This is a genomic window from Prescottella soli, assembly GCF_040024445.1.
GTDB lineage: Bacteria > Actinomycetota > Actinomycetes > Mycobacteriales > Mycobacteriaceae > Prescottella > Prescottella soli.
Genome location: NZ_CP157276.1, coordinates 2682988 through 2700773, shown reverse-complemented (window position 1 = coordinate 2700773; position 17786 = coordinate 2682988). Strand labels below are relative to the sequence as shown.

Annotated in this window: 19 protein-coding genes and 1 tRNA gene; 18 read left to right on the top strand and 2 right to left on the bottom strand. The window is 67.0% G+C overall.

The window, feature by feature from the left end:
* Nucleotides 1–72 precede the first annotated feature (72 nt).
* The gene (locus tag ABI214_RS12720; RefSeq protein WP_348611002.1) at nucleotides 73–1275 is read left to right on the top strand and encodes a cysteine desulfurase-like protein; all 1203 of its coding nucleotides are present in this window, start codon (nucleotides 73–75) and stop codon (nucleotides 1273–1275) included.
* An 18-nt stretch (nucleotides 1276–1293) separates the two neighbouring features.
* On the opposite strand, the gene ABI214_RS12715 is transcribed toward ABI214_RS12720, so the two are convergent.
* The gene (locus tag ABI214_RS12715; protein ID WP_348610999.1) at nucleotides 1294–2289 is read right to left on the bottom strand and encodes an NAD(P)H-quinone oxidoreductase; all 996 of its coding nucleotides are present in this window, start codon (nucleotides 2287–2289) and stop codon (nucleotides 1294–1296) included.
* A gap of 55 nt (nucleotides 2290–2344) precedes the next feature.
* Between ABI214_RS12715 and ABI214_RS12710 the strand changes: the two genes are divergently transcribed.
* From ABI214_RS12710 to ABI214_RS12680, 7 genes are all read left to right on the top strand, one after another.
* A complete protein-coding gene (locus tag ABI214_RS12710) occupies nucleotides 2345–3508 on the top strand; it encodes an alpha-hydroxy-acid oxidizing protein (RefSeq protein ID WP_348611584.1) in 1164 nt (387 codons plus the stop codon).
* Nucleotides 3509–3587: 79 nt separating this feature from the next.
* Nucleotides 3588–4022: a MarR family winged helix-turn-helix transcriptional regulator gene (locus tag ABI214_RS12705; RefSeq protein ID WP_348611581.1), complete on the top strand. Its 435-nt coding sequence runs from the start codon at nucleotides 3588–3590 to the stop codon at nucleotides 4020–4022.
* A 42-nt stretch (nucleotides 4023–4064) separates the two neighbouring features.
* Nucleotides 4065–4154 (top strand) — tRNA-Ser (locus tag ABI214_RS12700).
* A gap of 98 nt (nucleotides 4155–4252) precedes the next feature.
* A complete protein-coding gene (locus ABI214_RS12695) occupies nucleotides 4253–5473 on the top strand; it encodes a tyrosine-type recombinase/integrase (RefSeq protein WP_348610996.1) in 1221 nt (406 codons plus the stop codon).
* Nucleotides 5474–5774: 301 nt separating this feature from the next.
* The gene (locus tag ABI214_RS12690; protein WP_348610993.1) at nucleotides 5775–5987 is read left to right on the top strand and encodes a toxin-antitoxin system; all 213 of its coding nucleotides are present in this window, start codon (nucleotides 5775–5777) and stop codon (nucleotides 5985–5987) included.
* Between the two features lie 303 nt (nucleotides 5988–6290).
* Nucleotides 6291–8192, top strand: coding sequence for a hypothetical protein (locus tag ABI214_RS12685; RefSeq protein WP_348610990.1), 1902 nt, complete (start codon nucleotides 6291–6293; stop codon nucleotides 8190–8192).
* Between the two features lie 175 nt (nucleotides 8193–8367).
* Entirely contained in the window at nucleotides 8368–10074 is a 1707-nt protein-coding gene (locus ABI214_RS12680; protein ID WP_348610988.1) for a hypothetical protein, read from the top strand.
* A gap of 320 nt (nucleotides 10075–10394) precedes the next feature.
* Here ABI214_RS12680 and ABI214_RS12675 read toward each other — a convergent pair whose 3' ends face one another.
* Complete coding sequence (locus tag ABI214_RS12675) at nucleotides 10395–11075, bottom strand: hypothetical protein (protein WP_348610986.1); 681 nt, start codon at nucleotides 11073–11075, stop codon at nucleotides 10395–10397.
* A gap of 604 nt (nucleotides 11076–11679) precedes the next feature.
* On the opposite strand from ABI214_RS12675, the gene ABI214_RS12670 reads away from it, so the two are divergent.
* The 10 genes from ABI214_RS12670 (at nucleotide 11680) to ABI214_RS12625 (ending at nucleotide 17201) form a co-directional block, all read left to right on the top strand.
* Nucleotides 11680–12321, top strand: coding sequence for a Fic family protein (locus ABI214_RS12670; RefSeq protein ID WP_348610983.1), 642 nt, complete (start codon nucleotides 11680–11682; stop codon nucleotides 12319–12321).
* 164 nt (nucleotides 12322–12485) lie between these two features.
* Nucleotides 12486–12683: a hypothetical protein gene (locus ABI214_RS12665; protein ID WP_348610981.1), complete on the top strand. Its 198-nt coding sequence runs from the start codon at nucleotides 12486–12488 to the stop codon at nucleotides 12681–12683.
* A 165-nt stretch (nucleotides 12684–12848) separates the two neighbouring features.
* Complete coding sequence (locus tag ABI214_RS12660) at nucleotides 12849–13046, top strand: antitoxin Phd (RefSeq protein ID WP_348610978.1); 198 nt, start codon at nucleotides 12849–12851, stop codon at nucleotides 13044–13046.
* A complete protein-coding gene (locus ABI214_RS12655) occupies nucleotides 13043–13675 on the top strand; it encodes a hypothetical protein (protein WP_348610975.1) in 633 nt (210 codons plus the stop codon). Before ABI214_RS12660 ends, ABI214_RS12655 begins: the two co-directional genes overlap by 4 nt.
* On the top strand, nucleotides 13602–13853 hold the full coding sequence (locus ABI214_RS12650; RefSeq protein ID WP_348610973.1) for a type II toxin-antitoxin system Phd/YefM family antitoxin: 252 nt from the start codon (nucleotides 13602–13604) through the stop codon (nucleotides 13851–13853). The genes ABI214_RS12655 and ABI214_RS12650 overlap by 74 nt, the downstream gene beginning before the upstream one ends.
* Nucleotides 13850–14047: a hypothetical protein gene (locus tag ABI214_RS12645; protein ID WP_348610970.1), complete on the top strand. Its 198-nt coding sequence runs from the start codon at nucleotides 13850–13852 to the stop codon at nucleotides 14045–14047. The genes ABI214_RS12650 and ABI214_RS12645 overlap by 4 nt, the downstream gene beginning before the upstream one ends.
* Nucleotides 14048–14896: 849 nt before the next feature.
* A complete protein-coding gene (locus tag ABI214_RS12640) occupies nucleotides 14897–15454 on the top strand; it encodes a hypothetical protein (RefSeq protein WP_348610968.1) in 558 nt (185 codons plus the stop codon).
* A gap of 570 nt (nucleotides 15455–16024) precedes the next feature.
* Nucleotides 16025–16150 carry a hypothetical protein gene (locus ABI214_RS12635; protein WP_348610965.1) on the top strand — a complete coding sequence of 42 codons (126 nt, stop codon included), beginning with the start codon at nucleotides 16025–16027 and terminating at the stop codon, nucleotides 16148–16150.
* 4 nt (nucleotides 16151–16154) lie between these two features.
* Entirely contained in the window at nucleotides 16155–16571 is a 417-nt protein-coding gene (locus tag ABI214_RS12630) for a hypothetical protein (protein WP_348610962.1), read from the top strand.
* A 288-nt stretch (nucleotides 16572–16859) separates the two neighbouring features.
* Entirely contained in the window at nucleotides 16860–17201 is a 342-nt protein-coding gene (locus ABI214_RS12625; protein WP_348610959.1) for a hypothetical protein, read from the top strand.
* Nucleotides 17202–17786 lie beyond the last annotated feature (585 nt).

Below are 17786 nucleotides of genomic sequence, written 5' to 3'. Positions count from 1 at the left end.
TGTGCTAGAGCACGTTCCGAAAAGTCGGATCTGAATCACACGGCGTTGACAGTGGCACCTAGAGTGTCCGTCATGGCTTACGACGTTGCCCGGGTACGGGGACTGATCCCGTCGCTGGGCGATGGATGGGTGCACCTCGACCCGCAAGCCGGAATGCAGATCCCCGACGCGGTGTCCCGCTCGGTCTCCACGGCTTTCCGCGGCTCCGCGTCGTCCTCGACAGGCCCGCACGTGTCGTCACGCCGCAGCGCCGCGATCGTCGACGCAGCGCGTGAAGCGGTCGCCGATCTCGTCGGCGGCGATCCGGCGGGCGTCGTGCTGGGCGCGGGCCGGGCGGTGCTGCTGGCATGGCTGGCGGAGTCGCTCAGTTCCCGGCTGGGTCTCGGCACCGGGATGGTGCTCTCCCGGCTCGACGAAGAGGCGAACGTCGCGCCGTGGCTGCGCGTCGCGAGCCGCTACGGTGCGCAGGTCCGGTGGGCCGAGGTGGAGATCGAGACGTGCGAGCTCCCCAGTTGGCAGTTCGCCGAACTGGTGCAGCCGACCACCCGCCTGATGGCGCTCACCGCGGCGTCGCCGGTCGTCGGTGCGGCGCCGGCGGTGCGGGTCGCGGCCGACCGCATGCACGAGGTCGGCGGCCTGATCGTGGTCGACGCCGTCGGCGCCGCCCCGTACGCGCACCTCGACATCCATGATCTCGGCGCCGACGTCATCGCCGTCAGCGCGCCGGCGTGGGGCGGCCCGCAGGTCGGTGCGCTCGTGTTCCGCGATCCGTCGCTGCTCGATCGGATTCCGGCGGTGTCGCTCAACCCGTACGCGCGCGGCGCCGAACGCATGGAGGTCGGCGGCCACCAGTTCGCGCTGCTCGCCGGCCTGACCACGTCGATCGACTACCTGGCCGGACTCGAGGAGACCGCCAGCGGCAGCCGCCGCCAGCGCCTCGAGACGTCCATCAGCTCGCTCCAGTCCTACCAGGACCAGCTGTTCGAGTACCTGATGCGCTCCCTCGACTCGCTGCCGCAGGTGACGGTCATCGGCCGGTCCCCGATCCGGGTGCCCACGCTGAGCTTCACCGTCACCGGGGTGCCGGCCGACAAGGTGGCCGCGCACCTCGCCGACAACCGCATCGCCACCGTCAGCGGCACCCAGTCCGGGAACCGCCTGCTCGACGCGCTGGGGGTCAACGACGAGGGTGGCGCGATCACCATCGGCCTCGCGCCCTACACCACCCGCTACGAGATCAACCAGCTCGTCCGGCACCTGTCGGCGCTGGGCTGAGCCGGTCTCCGGTCCCGATCAGTCCTCCCGGACGCTCAGGACCACCTTCCCGACGGTGTCGGGGGAGTCGAGCATCTCGTGGGCGGTGGGCGCCTCCACGATCGGCAGTTCCGCGTGCACGACCGGCTGGACGATGCCGTCGCGGACGAGCGGCCACAGCTTGTCCCGCACCGCCGCGATGACCGCGGCCTTGCTGGACGGCCCCGTCTCGGGGCGTCCGCGCAGCCCGGTCGCGAGCACCCGGCCGCGCTTGCCGAGCAGCTTGCCGATGTCCAGTTCGCCCTTGCGCCCGCCCTGCATGCCGATGATGACGAGCTGCCCGTCGGGGGCGAGGACGTCGACGTTGCGGTCCAGGTACGACCCGCCCATGTTGTCGAGGACGACGTCGGCGCCGCGACCGCGGGTGGCCTCGCGCAGCACCTGCACGAAGTCGGCCTCGCGGTAGTTGATCAGGATCTCGGCGCCCAACTCGGCGCAGCGCTCGAGCTTGTCCGCGGACCCGGCGGTGACCGCGACGCGGGCGCCGAGGGCCTTGCCGACCTGGATGGCGTGGGTGCCGATGCCCCCGCCGCCGCCGTGGACCAGCAGCACCTGGCCGGCGTGCAGGCCGCACTCCATCACCACGTTCGACCACACCGTGCACGCCACCTCCGGCAGCGACGCCGCCGCCCGCAGGTCCAGCTCCGCCGGCACCGGCAGCAGCTGCGTGGCCGGAACCGCGACCTTCTCGGCGTAGCCGCCGCCCGCCAACAGCGCGGCGACCCGGTCACCGACCTTCCAGCCGTGCACGTCGGGGCCGACCTCGGCGATCACACCGGAGCACTCGAGGCCGAGGATATCGCTCGCGCCGGGCGGCGGCGGGTACAGCCCGCGGCGCTGCAGCAGATCGGCGCGGTTGACGGCGGTGGCGGCGACGTCGAGCAGGACCTCGCCGCGGCGGGGCGTCGGATCGGGAACCTCGGTCCAGGACATCACTTCGGGTCCGCCGGGCTCGGAAATTGTGATCGCGTACATGCCTCCGACGCTAGTCTGATCGCGCTAGCGTCACCGCGTGACCTTCTTCGGCAACATGCAGAACGAGATCTACCTGACCGGCCTGTCGGGCGCGCGCCCCGAGCTGCCCATGACCGCCGCCGGCCTCGAGGCGCGGGCGCGGGCCGAGCTGGGTGCGGAGGCGTACGCGTACATCGCGGGCAGCGCGTCCACCGAACGCACCGCGGCCGCAAACCTCGACGCGTTCACCCGCCGCGCGCTGGTGCCGCGGATGCTGCGCGGCACCAGCGCCCCGGACGCGCGGGACCTGAGCGTCGACGTCCTCGGCACCCGGTTGGCCGCGCCGGTGCTCACCGCCCCGATCGGGGTACTCGGTCTGGTTCGGGAGCGCGGGGAGGCGATCGTCGGTGAGGTGACCGCCGAACTCGGTGTCGGGTCGGTGCTTTCGACCGCCGCGTCGTCGACGATCGAGGACGTCGGGGCGGTGTCGGGCGACAACTGGTGGTACCAGCTGTACTGGCCCGCCGACGACGAACTGGCGCAGTCGCTGGTGCAGCGTGCCGCGAAGGCCGGTGCGAAGGCGATCGTCGTCACCGTCGACACTCCGGGAATGGGATGGCGGCCAAGGGATCTCGAGCTCGGTCACCTGCCGTTCCTGCGTGCGCAGGGGATCGCGAACTACCTGTCGGACCCGGTCTTCCGGGCGCGACTGGCGGCGCCGCCCGAGGAGAGTGCCGAGGCGATGCAGATGGCGGTGCTCACGTGGGTGTCGCTGTTCGGCAACCACGTGCTGCGGGCTGCGGACATCGCGAAGATAACCGAGTGGACCGGTCTCCCCGTTTTAGTGAAAGGTATTGTCCACGAGGATGATGCACGCGCCGTTGTCGATGCGGGCGCGGACGGTGTGATCGTGAGCAACCACGGCGGCCGGCAGGTGGACGGCGCGATCGCCGCGCTCGACGCCCTCGGCCCCGTCGCGGCCGCGGTGGGGAACCGGGCCACGGTCCTCGTGGACTCCGGGATCCGTTGCGGTGCAGATGTATTGATCGCGCTCGCGCTAGGTGCCGACGCGGTGCTCTACGGGCGGCCGTGGGTCTACGGGCTGGGGCTCGCCGGAGCCGACGGCGTGCGGCACGCGCTGCGAATTCTGTTGGCGGATTTGGACGTCACAATGGGGTTGGCCGGTTTGTCCAGCGTGGCAGAGGTCGATTCGGGCATCCTTCGCACTGTCGGGCGATAGATAGCACTACTATGCGTTTGTGACAGCAGATGCTCGAGTAACCACGGGTGCCGGGGTGGCGTGGCTCGGTGCCGACGAAATGCGCGCGTGGCGCGGTTTCATCGACGGCAGTCAGCGGCTCATGGGGGTGCTCAATCGGGAGTTACAGTCCGCGCACGACATGTCCCTGGCTGAGTATCGGATCCTCGTGATGCTGTCGGAGTCGCCGGACGGTTCCGTGCGGATGAGCGACCTCGCCGACGGCGTGCTGTCGTCGCGTAGCCGGCTCACCCACCAGATCCGTCGGATGGAGTCCGAGGGCATGGTGGAGCGCAGCCAGTGCGTCGAGGACGGTCGGGGCGTCCTCGCCGTCCTCACAGACGAGGGGCGCCGACGGCTCGCCGAGGCTGCCCCCACGCACCTCGCCGGCGTCCGCAAATACCTCGTCGACCTGCTCAGCAAGCCGGAGCTGAAGGCCGTCGCCGACGTGTTCGAGAAGGTCGACGCCGCCATCGGTGACCGCGCGATCGGGTGAGTGGTTTCGCCCGACCCGACCGATGCGGCTAGGATTCGCCACGGAAGCGTGGCAGAGCGGCCGAATGCACTCGCCTTGAAAGCGAGCGTGGCGTTAAACCCACCGGGGGTTCAAATCCCTCCGCTTCCGCCAGGTCAGGGGCGGTTTTGAGAAACCGCCCCTGACGTCGGAAGATCCGGCAACGCCCCGATGTGACACAGACATGACACGTGATCGCTAGGATCGCGGGCGTGGCGTTGAGAAACGGCGTTGAGAAAGTCGAGCTGCCGAGCGGGGACATCCGGTACCAGGTCCGGGCGCAGGTGGCCGGACCGGACGGCGTGAGACGTCAGGTGCGCAGGAGGTTCGAGACCTCGAAGGCGGCGGGGGAGTTCCTCGACGAGTTGCAGGAGAAGCTCAAGGAGGAGGCCGCGCAGGTTGCGGCCGAGGAGGCCGGGGTCGTCACGGTGGCTCAGGCGGTCGAGCGCTGGCTCGCGGCGCAGCGGATCAACCCGACCACGCTCGCGGCCTACGCGGCGGCGCTGGCGCCAGTCGTCGACCGGTTCGACGGTCGCGATGTGCGGACGATCGGCGACAACGAGGTGGAGCAGCTCGTGCAGGACCTGGCCGCTGGTACTGGGCCAGGCGGGCGGAAGTGGAAGCGAACCTCGATCAATCCGATGCTCGCGCGCACCAAGGCCGTCTGGAAGGATCTGGAGCGGCGAAAGGTGCTTAGCGACAATCCAATCCAGTACATCAAGCCGCTACGCAAGAAAGACGACGCTGACGCATGCGAGGGCGCGCTGGACTTGTCCGACCGACTCGGTGAGGACGAGGTTGCGCGGTTGGTGAAAACGCATTCCGCGATGGATCTGCCCCTGGTCGGCGGGCCACGGTCGCCTCAGTACATGGCCGTGGTCCATGCGCCTATGGTGCAATTGGCGCTGATTGGGCTGCGGCGCGGTGAGCTGGCCGGGCTACGTTGGAGCGCAATTGATTTGGATTCAGGACGCATCACGGTGGCCGTGCGGACCAGGGTTCGCGTGACAGGCCGCACCATCGATCAGAGGAACGGCAAGAGCGCCCGCGCGCGGCGCTCACTCAAACTGCCGCCGTTGGTGCTGGACGTTCTGCGCGGTACGCGGGAACGGCAGGGGATCGCCAAGAAGCGCGCCGGTGAAGCATGGGTCGGGGCACGAGATCTCCACGTGCTTACCCACTGGGACGGGCGAGCAGTGGCACCGCGGACTCTGGACGACTGGTGGAAGGAGGCGCTGCGGTACGCGCAGGTGCCCCACCGCAGGCTCCACGCTGCTCGGCACACCGCGGCGTCACGGCTGATCGCCGCGGGAGCGACACCATCCGCGGTTGCGGCGTGGCTGGGCCACGCAGACGGCGGGACGCTCGTGCTCCGGACCTACGCCCACACCGACGCGTCGGAAGTGGATGCGCTGGCGGAGTTGCTGGGGTAGTCGAGGGCTATTGGTGGCGGGTCCACCACGCCGCAACGGTATGTGACCAATATCACACAACGGCCTGAGTTGGGCTGGGTGGCCGGAGTCGGAGCTTATTGCGGTTTCTTGCGCTAGTTATTCGGCGGTGGGGCCGACATGGGCCAACGGGCCGACTCGACATATTCGGGCGATTTCTCGTTGCTACTCGCCGTGAGTATCTCCGGCTCGGCGGCGGGATGTGGGCTGAGAAGTGTTGGTGGCGAGAGTATTCAAGGTGTGCCAGGTTGATCTCGAACCGGTCGATGCGGAAGGAGTCAACATGGCAATGGCAAGCAAGGGGCCCCGCACACTCGTCGCCTCACGCGTCCCCGACGACGTGTACCAGATCCTCGAGGAGCGGCGGCTCGCCACCGGAGTCGGTTCCGTGAGCCAGTTTGTCGCCGACCTGCTGGCGGGTTATGCCGGCCGTGCCGACCTGATGCGGGAGCTCGACCACGAGGCGCTGTTGAAGGGGGTAATGCCTGCGGCCTGACGGAACAGGCCCCCACAACCGGGCACCGCGTCTTGCGGGTGACCCGACCACATACATCCAGCAGCGCGAGCTTACCTCGACAAGCGAAAACCCCCGCTCCTGATCCGAACAGGAACGAGGGTTATCGACTGAATTCTGGATGAGAACCAAGCGCCAACTTGATTCTCTGCGTTGCTATTCCCCGAAGGGACTGTCTTGGACGACAGGTCTCACGGTACATCGTGCCCTCATGCCTCTTCAAGATTCGACGATGACGGCGGAGAGTCGACACCGGAAACCATGTGGCGAACACTCGCTCCACTGATGGCCGCGCGGCGATCCATGCGCCTGTGCGTGCCCGGCGACGGCGGCAAGTTCGGCACCTCGCGCGCCCTGACGGTGCGCCTGCCCTGCTCACCGGCCGCGGTCCCCCTCTACAACACACATGGTCGCACCGTGCTGCTCGTGCTCGATTTCGACGCGAAGCACCTCGGCACCGCGCAGGTCGACGCGGACGTCGAGCGTGTCTTGTCCTGGCTGCACGAGTGCGGCGGTCGCACCGTCACCGACCGATCCACCAGCGGCGGCCGGCACGTGCTCGTGCCACTACCCACCGACACGCCGCTGCGGGTCGACGATCTCCGCATCCTGCTGACCCTGCTCGAGGAGCGGCTGCCCACCTTCGACAAAAACCCGATGCTCGGCAGCTCGCACGGCTGCATCAGCGTCCCCGGGTCGCTGTGCCGGGAAGGCGGCCACCGGCAGCTCGACGGCACCCTCGCCGACGCGGTCAGCGCGTTCACGCTGCGATCCGAACGCGGTGTTGTCGGCTCGATGGTCGCCATGCTTGGCGGCGGGGGTGTACGGCAGTCTCGCCCCCGCACCGCGGTCGCGGTCGTGGAGACCTCGCTGGCCTGCGAAGAACGGCTCGTCGGCACCGGGGACAGCCGCCGCTTGCATCCTCGCTACTGCCGGACCACCGCCGTGCCGGCCGCGGTCGCGGCGTTCGCCCGTGCCGGCGAGATCGACTCGGCACGCTGGCCAACCCCCTCCGAGGCCCGGCAATCGGTGATCTGTCACGCCGTCCTGCGCGGCTCCAGCGCCGCCGACATTGAGGCTGCACTGCAGTCGGCCGACTACGCGGGCCTGCGCGAGGCCTACGACCGGTACGGATTCCAGAGTCGAATCGCCAAATCCCTGCGGAGCGACGTCGCCAAAGCATTGACCTGGGCCGCGAGCGTCGCCCCCCAATTCCGTGATCTCACGCACGAGAACAAGCACACAGGGGGGAACGGGGGAACCGATTCTTCGCGCAGCGATCCGATCCGACGCCGCTGGCTCTCTGCTGCACAAGCGTGGATCGATCAGGAGTTTTTGGGCTCTCGCCAGCGACCGATCCTGCTGGCTGTCGTCCAGTCACTCGCTTACACCTCCGCCCTGGCTGGCGAAACGGTCGAGGGCGTACCCGTGGTCGCGATCGGAGGCCGCAGTCTGTCGCATGCTGCTGGACTGATGTCGGAGTCCACGGTGTGGGCGGCGCTGCGCCTGCTTCGGGAAACCCCGGGCTCCCCGGTGCTGCGTGTGGCCCGCGGCGTAGGCCAGCTTCCCGACCGGTACGCCCTGACCACAGCTGCAGGCGTAGCCGCGCCCGACGAGGTTGCGCTTGAGCGAGCTCACGTCGAGCCCGTTCACCAGGCATGGAGCGTGCTCGGGCTGCGTGGCCGGACCGTCTACGACCTCATCCGCGGTGGTCGGGTGACCACCGCGGCGGACGCCTTCGCGGCCGCGAAGCTGGGCCAGTCGGCCGGGTACGCGATCTTGGCGGATCTGCGGGTCTCCGGGCTGATCACCCTGGAGAAGGGCGCCGTGGCTGCCACGGACCGGACCCTGGACGACGTCGCCGCCGACGCGGGACTCGACGTCGTCGCGGCCGAGCGGATCATCCGGCATCGCGCCGAGCGTCTGCTCTGGCATATGTGGCTCGAATGCCGGTTCGGGCCGCCGCCCGATCACGACACCGCAGATCAGCGAGACGCCACCCTGGCGGCCGCGCTCTCGAGCGCCCCCGTGCTCGACGCACAGGATTCCGAGCTGATCTGGGCCGCAACGATGGCCGCCGGCCCACCACCGGCTGACCCGGCAGACCAGGACCAGCGCCAGGACCTCGACGCGTTCGACCTGCTCAGCGACATACTCGGAGCTGTGCTCATCCCCGAGCCGAGCTGAGCGCTGCTGCTTCAGGGTGCGTGGAGAATCGCGCTGGACACCGGTCCACGCACCGCCAGTTAGGTGGGGCGACAGGGCTAGAGTGCTGCGATGGTCAACATCTTGAATCGCGAACTCGCGCTAGGGGTGTCGAAAGAAGTCGAAACCGAGTTCGCCGACGAGAAGGAGAGCATGCATGGACGGCGCGCCTGAAGAGGTTGCCAGCGAAGACGAAAGCGTCGACATGCGGCCTGATGAAGAGGGGCAGAACAGCTCTGATGCTCTGGAGGTCGCACCATCGATGACCCTCGTCGAGGTGACACCCGGTGTCGCAGTGGTGTTCGGTGAAGTCCCCGAAGGCCTTGAACTCATCAGCCTTGATCTGGTGCCATCGCTCGACCGAACACAGCTCTCGACCGTTCTGGGGTCGATCGGCAACGTGGGCACGATAGTTGGAAACGTGGCAGAGGCTGTAGCAAGCGCGCAGGGTCTCTACCGGGTCAATGATGCGACGCTGTCCCTGCTCAAGAGCGGCGGGCAGATGGCCGCAAAAGACGGCGCCCTACTCGGAGCGATCTTCAAAGATGGCCAGCTGGTCGCGCAGGCACGCTTCATTCCGGCGTCGATGACGGCCGCCGCAGCCGCCGCAGCGATCGGCCCGGCCGTGGCCATGATCGCGCTCCAGATGCAGCTCGGTGAGATTTCGGGTCTCGTCCGCACGAACATCGCGCTCACCACACAGGTACTCAAGACCATCCGCAACGAGCAGTGGGCCGAACTCGAAGGGCTCACGGAAGCCGTCGATGAGGCGATCAAGGAGGCCCGCGCACTCGACACCATCACGGACTCGGTCTGGGAGCCCATCGCTTCCAGCGGCCCCATGATTCACAAAGAGTTGAAGCTCTACCGAAAGAACGTGGCCGGACACATTCAGGAGATAGGAAAACTCGACGGGCGCGCGCGCCGCCAGTACCTCGAGTCCAGCGCCGAAGCAATCGTCTTCGACACCTATGCACTGCTCAGCTCGCTGAAGACACACGCCAAGTACCAGGCAATTCGCGCTTCGCTCGCCCGAACCCGAAGCGTCAACGACGAGAGCGAAGCGCAGCTCTTCGACCAGATCGCACAGAACCTACCCGCCAAGATCGAAGAGTCCCTCCACGAGATCAGGCTGCTCACGAAATCACTCGTGCGTGAGCTGCGGATCATCGCCGAGCTCCCCAACCGAGCTACGGTTCCGCTCACGAAGAAGCGCAAAGACGCCAAGGCAACCCTACTGACGTGCAAGCAGCTCCTCGAAGCCATCGAACCCCTGGCCAACACGCTCCATCCAGCAGTCGAGATGCCTGCTGTACCAGAAACTCTGTGCGCGCCCGACGGCCTTGATCTCGAGCCGTACCTTCATATCCTTCGGTGGTTCCTCGAGGACGGCGAGACGCTTCGCAGCGTCGCGTTCCCCTACGAGACTGGAGCTCACAACCTCACTGGAGTCATACCAGCGCTCCTCGCCAAACGAGTTGACGCCACCTGGGACGCACTCCGTCCAAACAAGGCCGGCGCAGTGGTCGAGAAGCTCACTTCGAGCACCTTCGTGGCCGTAACTGACCGCCGGATCGTCACCGCCACCCCGAGAACCCTTCTGCGGCACGGCGAACTCGGCTCGATCTATCCGCTGGACGAGGTCAGGTTTGTGCGCCCACGCCCGAAACACGATGCGGCCGTGCGCCCAACCATCGGCATAACCACGGACCGTCGCGACGTCCAGTGGATGTTCCCTGCCGACGCCGACCACGAGCACATCGACAACCTGGCTGCGGTGATCTCAGACGGCGCATCAGTCGCAAGCCAGGATCCAGCGGCGATCGACCAATCCATAGCGGCAGGCATCACCGTCGGTTCCTGAACTCGACGACACGGCGGCAGCGCCGTCGCCGTGAACGCGGCGGCCTGCTGGCCGAACGTGTCGATAGCGGCTCGGTCGATGGTGGACAACGCGGAGACCTGCGCCCGATCCGGGTGCTGTTGGCGGTTGCATCGATACAACCTCAGTGAAGGGCTGATCCCGAAAGAGCAGCGACCGGGACACGCTTCGCTGCTAGAGACGCCGTGCTCACGGTGCGGATGCTCTCCGGTCTGTGATCGTACGTCCGGACGGAGGGTGCGGTGATGCGGGGATTTCCTCGCCGTCGACGGTGACGCGGTCGATCTGCAGGTGCACGTTGGTCACGACACCCCGTCCCCGAAGTAGTCGCGGGTCAGCGGCGAGTCGAGTACCGCCGGGTCGTCGGTGGTGAGGGTGCACCCGACGCTAACGAGATGATCGAGGAGCGTGGTCACGCGGCCATTGGTGATCGCCCACGCAGTGCCAGTCCAGGCTCGGCCGGTGGCCGGTATGAGTTCCTTCATCTCCGCGAGGAGTTGCGGCGAGTAGGACCAGTTCACCCGCCAGTGGAACAACTCGACCTGGTCGCGGCGCTGCGCAGACCAGGCCCGATCACTGTCTGCGAACCTGGCTGCAGACCCGACGTAGACCCGGGTGCTGCCGTCGGGCATCGGCGAGATTCGGTTCGGCGGAGGCCCGGTCGGCTCCTCGACCACCGGCTCCAGCGGCCGGGGCGTCTCGGGCTCCAGCAGTGGCACCGGTTCAGTTCGAACCGGTGCGGAGGCCATACTCGCGGCAGGGTCGCCGCCAAGTGCCTCGACGAGGGCTTCGAGCGCGACGCGGCCGAGCGCGGCGGGCTGGTGGTTACCGTCGCGGTCGGCGAGGCGAAGGAGGACGGCCGCGCCGACCCTGTGACAGGCGTTGTCGGTGCCTCCGAGTTCGATGCGGGACAGCTCGGAGAGCAGGCCGACGAGCTGGGTCAGGTCCTCATCGACTGAGGGGGAGGCAGGGTGACTGTTCATTGCTTCATCCTTCCTGGTAGTTAGACAGCGATCGGTTCGGTGGCGAGCTGGGCGGTGGCGTGGGACTGCGATGCGGCGGGTGAGCCGCACCCTGAGCAAGTGCTGGCGACTGTTCATGTTCATCGCATGGGTATCGGCTCGAGGTCGGCGTCCAGGAGGTGGCGGCGGAACTCGTTCGCCGGGAACCTCGATGTGCGCCACGGGGGAAAGGTAGCGCTGAATAGACCTGAGCACGTCGGGAAACCGGTCAAAGTAGCCGTCCTGCCGAGCGATCTACTCATGTCGACCGATACCGTTCGTTTCTGCAGTGCAGATTGGCGGGCCTACCTTAGCGACTCCGGCGAATCAGACCAGGTCGGTGCCCTGGCCGCCTACTCAAGCTCGTCAAGTGGCCAGTTGGCCGGTCAATGTACCCGGCACTCGACGACATACGCGCTGAGGTGGCCTTTTGCCGGAGACGCTGCGGGAACTGAAATTCTCATCGGTAACCGCGCAGAAATCAGGAGTGAAGAGGGGGCGGAGCTGAAAACGGGGTCCCGGCGTGATTTCTTTCGGGGATGTCCGCTGGCCGACCACCGATCACTTGCAAGGAGCGCTGCCACCCATGCTCACCATCGCCGACCTTGCCGGCGCCGTCTACACCGCGGGAAAAGTGTTCGACGGCCTCGCCGCCGGTCGACGGGACACCGAGAACTTCCTGCGCTCAGGAAGCTTGGCCGGAATCTTCTCCCGCGCCGACCTTGCGCTGCTCGAGGACCTTCGGGACGTCGCGCAGTTCGTCATCGACCACCACGATCAGCCGATCGACGCCCTGTACGTCCGTGCGATCAACGCGCAGATCACCCGTCGTGGCGCACTGCACCCCGGGCAGCTTCGAACCGACGACCAGCAGATCGGCGTCCGGACCCGGTACGGCAGGCACACTCCACCCGCGCTGACCGAGCACGGTCTCCAGCAGCTGATCGACTCGCTGAACTGCGACGATGTCACAGAGAACGCACTGGACCTGTTCGTGGAGCTCGCCAAGGCGCAGCCGTTCGAGGACGGGAACAAGCGCACAGCGTTGTTTGTCGCGAACAGTCTGCTCATCGGCTGCGGCACGCTGTTAGTTGTTCCCGTCGACGAGCGCGATCCGCAGCTGACCGACACCTTCAACGACCTGCTCGCCAAGGCGTACATCCGCGACGAGCACTACGCGGTGAAGGCCCTGCTGCGAGACCACGGACTCACCGCACTCCCACGCTGAACTTGGGGACTGCAGGTCACAGCTGACAGATCCGCTACGACGCCGTGTTCACCGTCGCCGGTCCGCTGAGGTCGGCGCTGATCGTCTCACTGCCGACGCGTTGATCAACAACCACGTAAAATCGAGAATGCGATCGACCGGACCGCACAGAGAAGGGCGCCAGCATGACTCTCGCGCACGAGGTGCTGAAGCAGGCACCTGCCTGCAGCGTTGAAGAGGCGATCCAGTTCGCTACCGCGGGTATTCGTCTCGCCGGCGGCACCGTCACCGAAGCAAACAAGGCCGCCGCGCGACGCGTGTTGAACGGCACCAGCACGGCGGAGGAAGAGCTGGCAGCGTTCCGCCGGGAGCTACTGAGCTGACTCGATGCTCGCGCAGCAACACCAACAGCCAGCGCAACCAAGGTTTCGAGTTCGGCGACTGAACGATCCGAGCCCCGGAGCCCGCCGCCGATGCGGCTTCACTGTTGCTGGGCCGCTGAACGACGAGGCATCCTGGCGAGGGACTGATGAGAAAGGACCACCGCCGTGCCATCACTCAACATCACGTTCACCGACGAAGAGCACAGGGAACTGCGGGAGGCTGCCGAACGCGAAACCGTGTCGCTGAAAACGTTCGTGCACGATGCCGTCATCGCCGCTGCGAGCTCAAGGAAGCGGCAGGTCGCGGAGATATCGAAGAGGGTCGCCACGGTGTCCGCTGAACTGAACCGCAGGCTTGCGTGACAGACCCGTCTGCCGGGCCTGCACTGTCCGAACACGATGCCACGCTGCTGACCGAGGCCGGTTTCGTCACCGACCCTGCTGCCGCCACGGCGGCGCGCGCGGATCGGGACATCCGCATGCAGGACCTGGTCCACAGCTCCCTGTCGGTCGCCGACGCCGCGGAGCGCCTCGGTGTCACCGCCGCCCGCATCCGCCAGCGGCTGGCCGACGGCACCCTGTGGGCGTTCGACTCGGGCCAGGGCCGACTGCTGCCGGGCCAGTTCACCGCCGACGGCGCGGTCCCTCACCTCGACAAGGTCCTGCCGCTGCTGGACAAGGATCTGCACCCGCTCACCGTGCAGGCGCTACTCACCCAGCCGCAGCCGTCCCTGACCGTGGACGGCCGGCCGGTGTCGATCGTGGCGTGGCTGACCGGCAGCGAGGGCACCGATGCCGAGATCGAGCAGGCGGCCGACGTGATCGTTGCCGCCACCTGGGAGTCGACGGAGATGGGGGCTGTGACTCTGCTGCCTCAGGCAGACGCGGGTCCTGTGTTTTTCCAGGTAGTGTCGGCCCGTGAAGACGATGACGTATTCGCAGTCGCGGGCGAGGTATGCCGAGACGTTGAACGCCGTCACCGCCGACCGTGAGGAAGTGGTGATTACCCGGGCCGGCCATGAGCCGGTGGTGATGGTGGCTCTTGACGACTATGAGTCGTTGAAGGAGACGGCGTACCTGATCAGGAGCCCGGAGAACGCCCGCCGGCTGTTGGCCTCGATCAATCGGCTCGAGCGCGGCACCGGGACCACCCACGACCTGCTCGAATGACTGTCGCACGCAAGGTGACGAAGCAGGCACCTGTCCGCAGCGTTGAAGAGGCGATCCAGTTCGCCACCGCAGGCGTTCGTCTCGCTGGCGGCACCGTCACCGAAGCAACCAAGGCCGCCTCGCGGCGCGTGGCGAACGGCACCAGCACCGTAGAAGAAGAGCTGGCAGCGTTCCGTCGGGAGCTACTGAGCTAACTCATCTCACCGCCGACGAGCTGATCTCGTCACCCGCCGCCAGAACCCGCACGCTGCCCTCGCTGGCAGGTGCGGGTTCTCCTGTTTTCACCCAGCTCATCGGCGTCGCTGGATTCCTCCTCGCCGCCACCGCGCTCCAAGACCTCGGCTGGGTGTCGCGCTGACCGGCCGGTGACGCCGCGGACCGCCGGACCAGAGAACGACAGGCGCTCAGGCTCGCCCTAGTTACTGCGCCGGTGCTGAATTCTCGATCGCGCCACACGTACCAGAACCGTGCCACCGCACACCGCCGACGAGACGAATACGGAAGCAGCCATGGGCCATGACTGCTGCGCCGCTGAGGTGGCGGTCAGCACCGTTGTTAGTGCGAAGACAGAGGCAACGCGCTGTCGGGGTGCCGCCTGCCATGTTTCGCGGAGCCACGCTCTCACTCGTACCCGCCTCCCCATTTCGTCCGAGTGTGCCACCGAATTGCCCAGGCGCCTCGTCAGATCAACGGTCTTCGGGGCGCGGGACTTCGGTGGGCGGGATCTCGGTGACGCTCCACCCTGTGAAGAATCGACGGGCATTCAAGAAGTAGTACCGCAGGTTCCGTAAGAGCGCCGGTACCTCCCAAAACTGCATGCTCATGCCCGATGGTCTCAGTCCGGGGCATCGCGCGCGGTTGGGTGCGCGCCGACCCGTGGCGCGCGTCCCGCGCCCGTTATGGCGTTCGGTCGTGGTCTCCGAGCCTGCGACGGGACCACGACCGGGTTCCCCGTGGGTGGTGCGAGTGGTCAGACGACAGCAGGGCGTCGGTTCGGTAGAAAAGAGACGGATTCGACACGTGACCCCTTACCGTCTCTACGCATGAACATCACCGCACGTGCTGGGCTGGCAATTGTGGCCGCGGCTGCCCCACTGCTGCTCGTCGGCTGCTCGTCGGGCAGCTCGACCCCGGAACCCTTTGCGAGTGGGACGGAGCGGCTGACATTCGGCGGGACGCAAGCGGGGTCAGGGGACTGTGCCGCCACACAGGTGTACGGCGACGACGCGAGCCTGTTCGGGCGGGAGTGGCTCCTTGCGTACAAGCAGAACCCGTCCACCTCGGTGAGCCTTCTTCGCTGCCACTACGTGCACAACCCGAACGGGGATGGCGATCAGTCGGCACCGGATGCCCATCGCAAGGCTATGACCGGGGACCTCGTTCCGCCGCCGGTCATCATCCCCGGCGGCACTGAAGTCCAGAAGATCCTCCTGTCGCTACCTGATTCGCCCGACCTGGGTCACCGCTGCCCCGGACCGCAGCCAGTGGTGGACTTCGACGAGTTCACCGTGCTCGACCAATCAGGAACGCCGGTGGCGAAGTTCCAGACGAGCGAAGTCGGAAACGGTTGCGGGGTGCTCCGCGTGATCCCGTCCACCTGACGCCGTAGCGCTCTCTCCGGCGCCCGCTCTCGTCGTAGAGCGGGCGCCGGGCACCTTCCGGTGTCGGGCGATCGCCAGGCGTGCGCCGGCCCGTGACCGGGCCGGCGCGCACCCAGCGGTCACCCTCCGTCGTCTGCGCGGCCTTCAGCGCGTCACAGGGAGGCGATCCCCCATGGACCTCCTGTTCTCGGCGGATACTGCCCGTGAGAGGAGATGACCGATGATCGACATCATTCCGGTACCGGAGTGGTATTACGCCATCGTGTACCAGCTCTGGCTGTGGGGCATCCCGCCGCACTAACCCGAAACGACAGCGGGCCAGCGAGACGGGAGTGCTGGCCCGCTGTCGTGTGTTCAGTTTGTTTTCAGGGATCGGTCGCCGAGACCGCCGTCAGAACGGGCACGGGAGAGCGCCACGGCGCGCCGCCGAGCGGCACGCTTCGCCGGTCCGGTCACGGCCGGCGCGCACCCAGCGGCCACCCTCCGTCGTCTGCGCGGCCTTCGGCGCGTCACAGGGAGGCGATCCCCCATGGACCTCCTGTTCTCGGCGGATACTGCCCGTAGGAGGCGATGACGATGCTCGACAACACCCCCACGCCGCTCAGCGGCGTTTTCGTGCCGAAGTGGCTCTATGACGTGCTGTACCAGGCCTGGCTTGTGTGGGAGCCGCTGGTCGGGCCACCGGTAACCCATTGACGCCATGATCGATTTCGTTCGCCGATCGGTCGCCTGCGCGGCCATCGTGGCCGGTTCGGTTCTGGCGCCGACCGCCGCCGCCTCCGCCGCGGTCACCGTTCCGTTCCAGATCGACCCGTACGGCAGCTTCGATTTTCCCGCGGTCCGCTGCGTGGCCGTGGTCGGCGAACAGCCCGGGACGGTGACGATCACCGGTCCGGAGGAACGCAGACGGGAAGGCCGATCTGGGTGCCTACAACTGTCCGAAGTGCTCTGGCTGAACCTGTCGAGCGGAGTCGCCGGCTCCACCCCGATGTCGGGCGGCGTGGACGGATACCCGGAAGCGGTCCTGCCGACCGGGACCGGGCAGGTTGTTGTCGTCGTCGTACACACCGGCAGCTCGTTCGTCACACCGGGCGTCGCAACCGTCTACGTTCCGTAGTCCACTGCCCCATAGGAGGCGATGACCATGGACTTCGCACCCATCTGGTGGACGCTCTGGTTCCTGCCCGAATCGACTCGGATCTGGCTCATGCGGAACGTCCCATGTGAGCTTGGTGGGTACCGACACGCGCTCAGCTGAGCGGTGCCGGGAAATCGATTGCAGTGACTGACACCATGGAAGAGAGACGTCCCCGCCGCACCCCTTGCGGCGGGGACGTGTCATCTCTCCAAGACCCACTTGCCTGCTCCGGTGCAGCAGCGACGGCTCGAATGGAAGGAGTCTGTGGTGGTCGTGTCCCGCAAGGTGGTCCGGCAGAAGATGCTGCAGGTCGCGATCCTGACCAAGATCGACCGCGAGAGCCTGCGGATCGACACCGACCGGGTCCGCGAGAGCCTGCGAGTGATCCGGGCGAACGTCTCCCGCGACCCACTGATGCTCTCCTACCTCGCCTGGTGGGGGCGGATCGTCGACGGCAACGACATCGAGGAACTACGTGCCGTCGTCGCGCGGGACGACGAGACCGGCAACGACATGCGCAACCTGTCCCCGCTGTGGGTCTTGTTCACCGAGGACGAGCGCCTGCAGTTCCTCGAGAAGTTCTGGTCGCAGTGGTCGGCGCGACCATGACAGAGGTCATCGACCACAGAACCCGCACTCTTGCTTCAGGCAGAGTGCGGGTTCTCTTTTTCCGCCATCGCGCCGCAGTGTCGCCACGCCACAGTGTCACCGCACATCAGCCGCTGAACGGCTTCACTGCGGCTGCATAGCGGCGGATATGCAGTGACTGATGAGCCTTTGAGTGGCGGGGCAACATCCACACACAGGCCGCAATAAGTACCCAGCATTACAACGGATAGACGCCAGCCGTACAGTCGCCGCACACTGGCTCCCTTCCGGCTGTTGTGTGGCCTTTGGCGGATCTGCGGTGACACTGCAGCTCTAGTGCGGCGGCTATACGGCGATAGTGCGGACGCTGTACGTATAACCACCGCACCGTATCCGCGAAACATCCACACACTGTGCGGTTGAACGGATGCTGTGCGGTGGCACAGGCACCCGCGAGTATCCACACGGCATCCGCGCAGTGGCGTAATGGCCGCTCCGTCGCACTGACGCCACACGCCGGCCAGACCGCGTCCGCCCAGTGTCTGCACACCGGCTCTGCTGTGGCTGCTGCGTGGCGCTGCAACGGCTGCTCTACCCGCGGCCTGG

Bases quoted from the DNA above. Each gene is read 5' to 3' on its own strand.
- ABI214_RS12645 (WP_348610970.1), top strand. From the start codon at position 13,850: ATGACTGTCGCACGCAAGGTGACGAAGCAGGCACCTGTCCGCAGCGTT.
- ABI214_RS12630 (WP_348610962.1), top strand. From the start codon at position 16,155: ATGATCGATTTCGTTCGCCGATCGGTCGCCTGCGCGGCCATCGTGGCC.
- ABI214_RS12680 (WP_348610988.1), top strand. From the start codon at position 8,368: ATGGACGGCGCGCCTGAAGAGGTTGCCAGCGAAGACGAAAGCGTCGAC.
- ABI214_RS12715 (WP_348610999.1), bottom strand. From the start codon at position 2,289: ATGTACGCGATCACAATTTCCGAGCCCGGCGGACCCGAAGTGATGTCC.
- ABI214_RS12685 (WP_348610990.1), top strand. From the start codon at position 6,291: ATGGCCGCGCGGCGATCCATGCGCCTGTGCGTGCCCGGCGACGGCGGC.
- ABI214_RS12675 (WP_348610986.1), bottom strand. From the start codon at position 11,075: ATGAACAGTCACCCTGCCTCCCCCTCAGTCGATGAGGACCTGACCCAG.
- ABI214_RS12705 (WP_348611581.1), top strand. From the start codon at position 3,588: ATGCGCGCGTGGCGCGGTTTCATCGACGGCAGTCAGCGGCTCATGGGG.
- ABI214_RS12670 (WP_348610983.1), top strand. From the start codon at position 11,680: ATGCTCACCATCGCCGACCTTGCCGGCGCCGTCTACACCGCGGGAAAA.
- ABI214_RS12635 (WP_348610965.1), top strand. From the start codon at position 16,025: ATGACGATGCTCGACAACACCCCCACGCCGCTCAGCGGCGTTTTCGTG.
- ABI214_RS12690 (WP_348610993.1), top strand. From the start codon at position 5,775: ATGGCAATGGCAAGCAAGGGGCCCCGCACACTCGTCGCCTCACGCGTC.
- ABI214_RS12640 (WP_348610968.1), top strand. From the start codon at position 14,897: ATGAACATCACCGCACGTGCTGGGCTGGCAATTGTGGCCGCGGCTGCC.
- ABI214_RS12665 (WP_348610981.1), top strand. From the start codon at position 12,486: ATGACTCTCGCGCACGAGGTGCTGAAGCAGGCACCTGCCTGCAGCGTT.
- ABI214_RS12710 (WP_348611584.1), top strand. From the start codon at position 2,345: ATGCAGAACGAGATCTACCTGACCGGCCTGTCGGGCGCGCGCCCCGAG.
- ABI214_RS12720 (WP_348611002.1), top strand. From the start codon at position 73: ATGGCTTACGACGTTGCCCGGGTACGGGGACTGATCCCGTCGCTGGGC.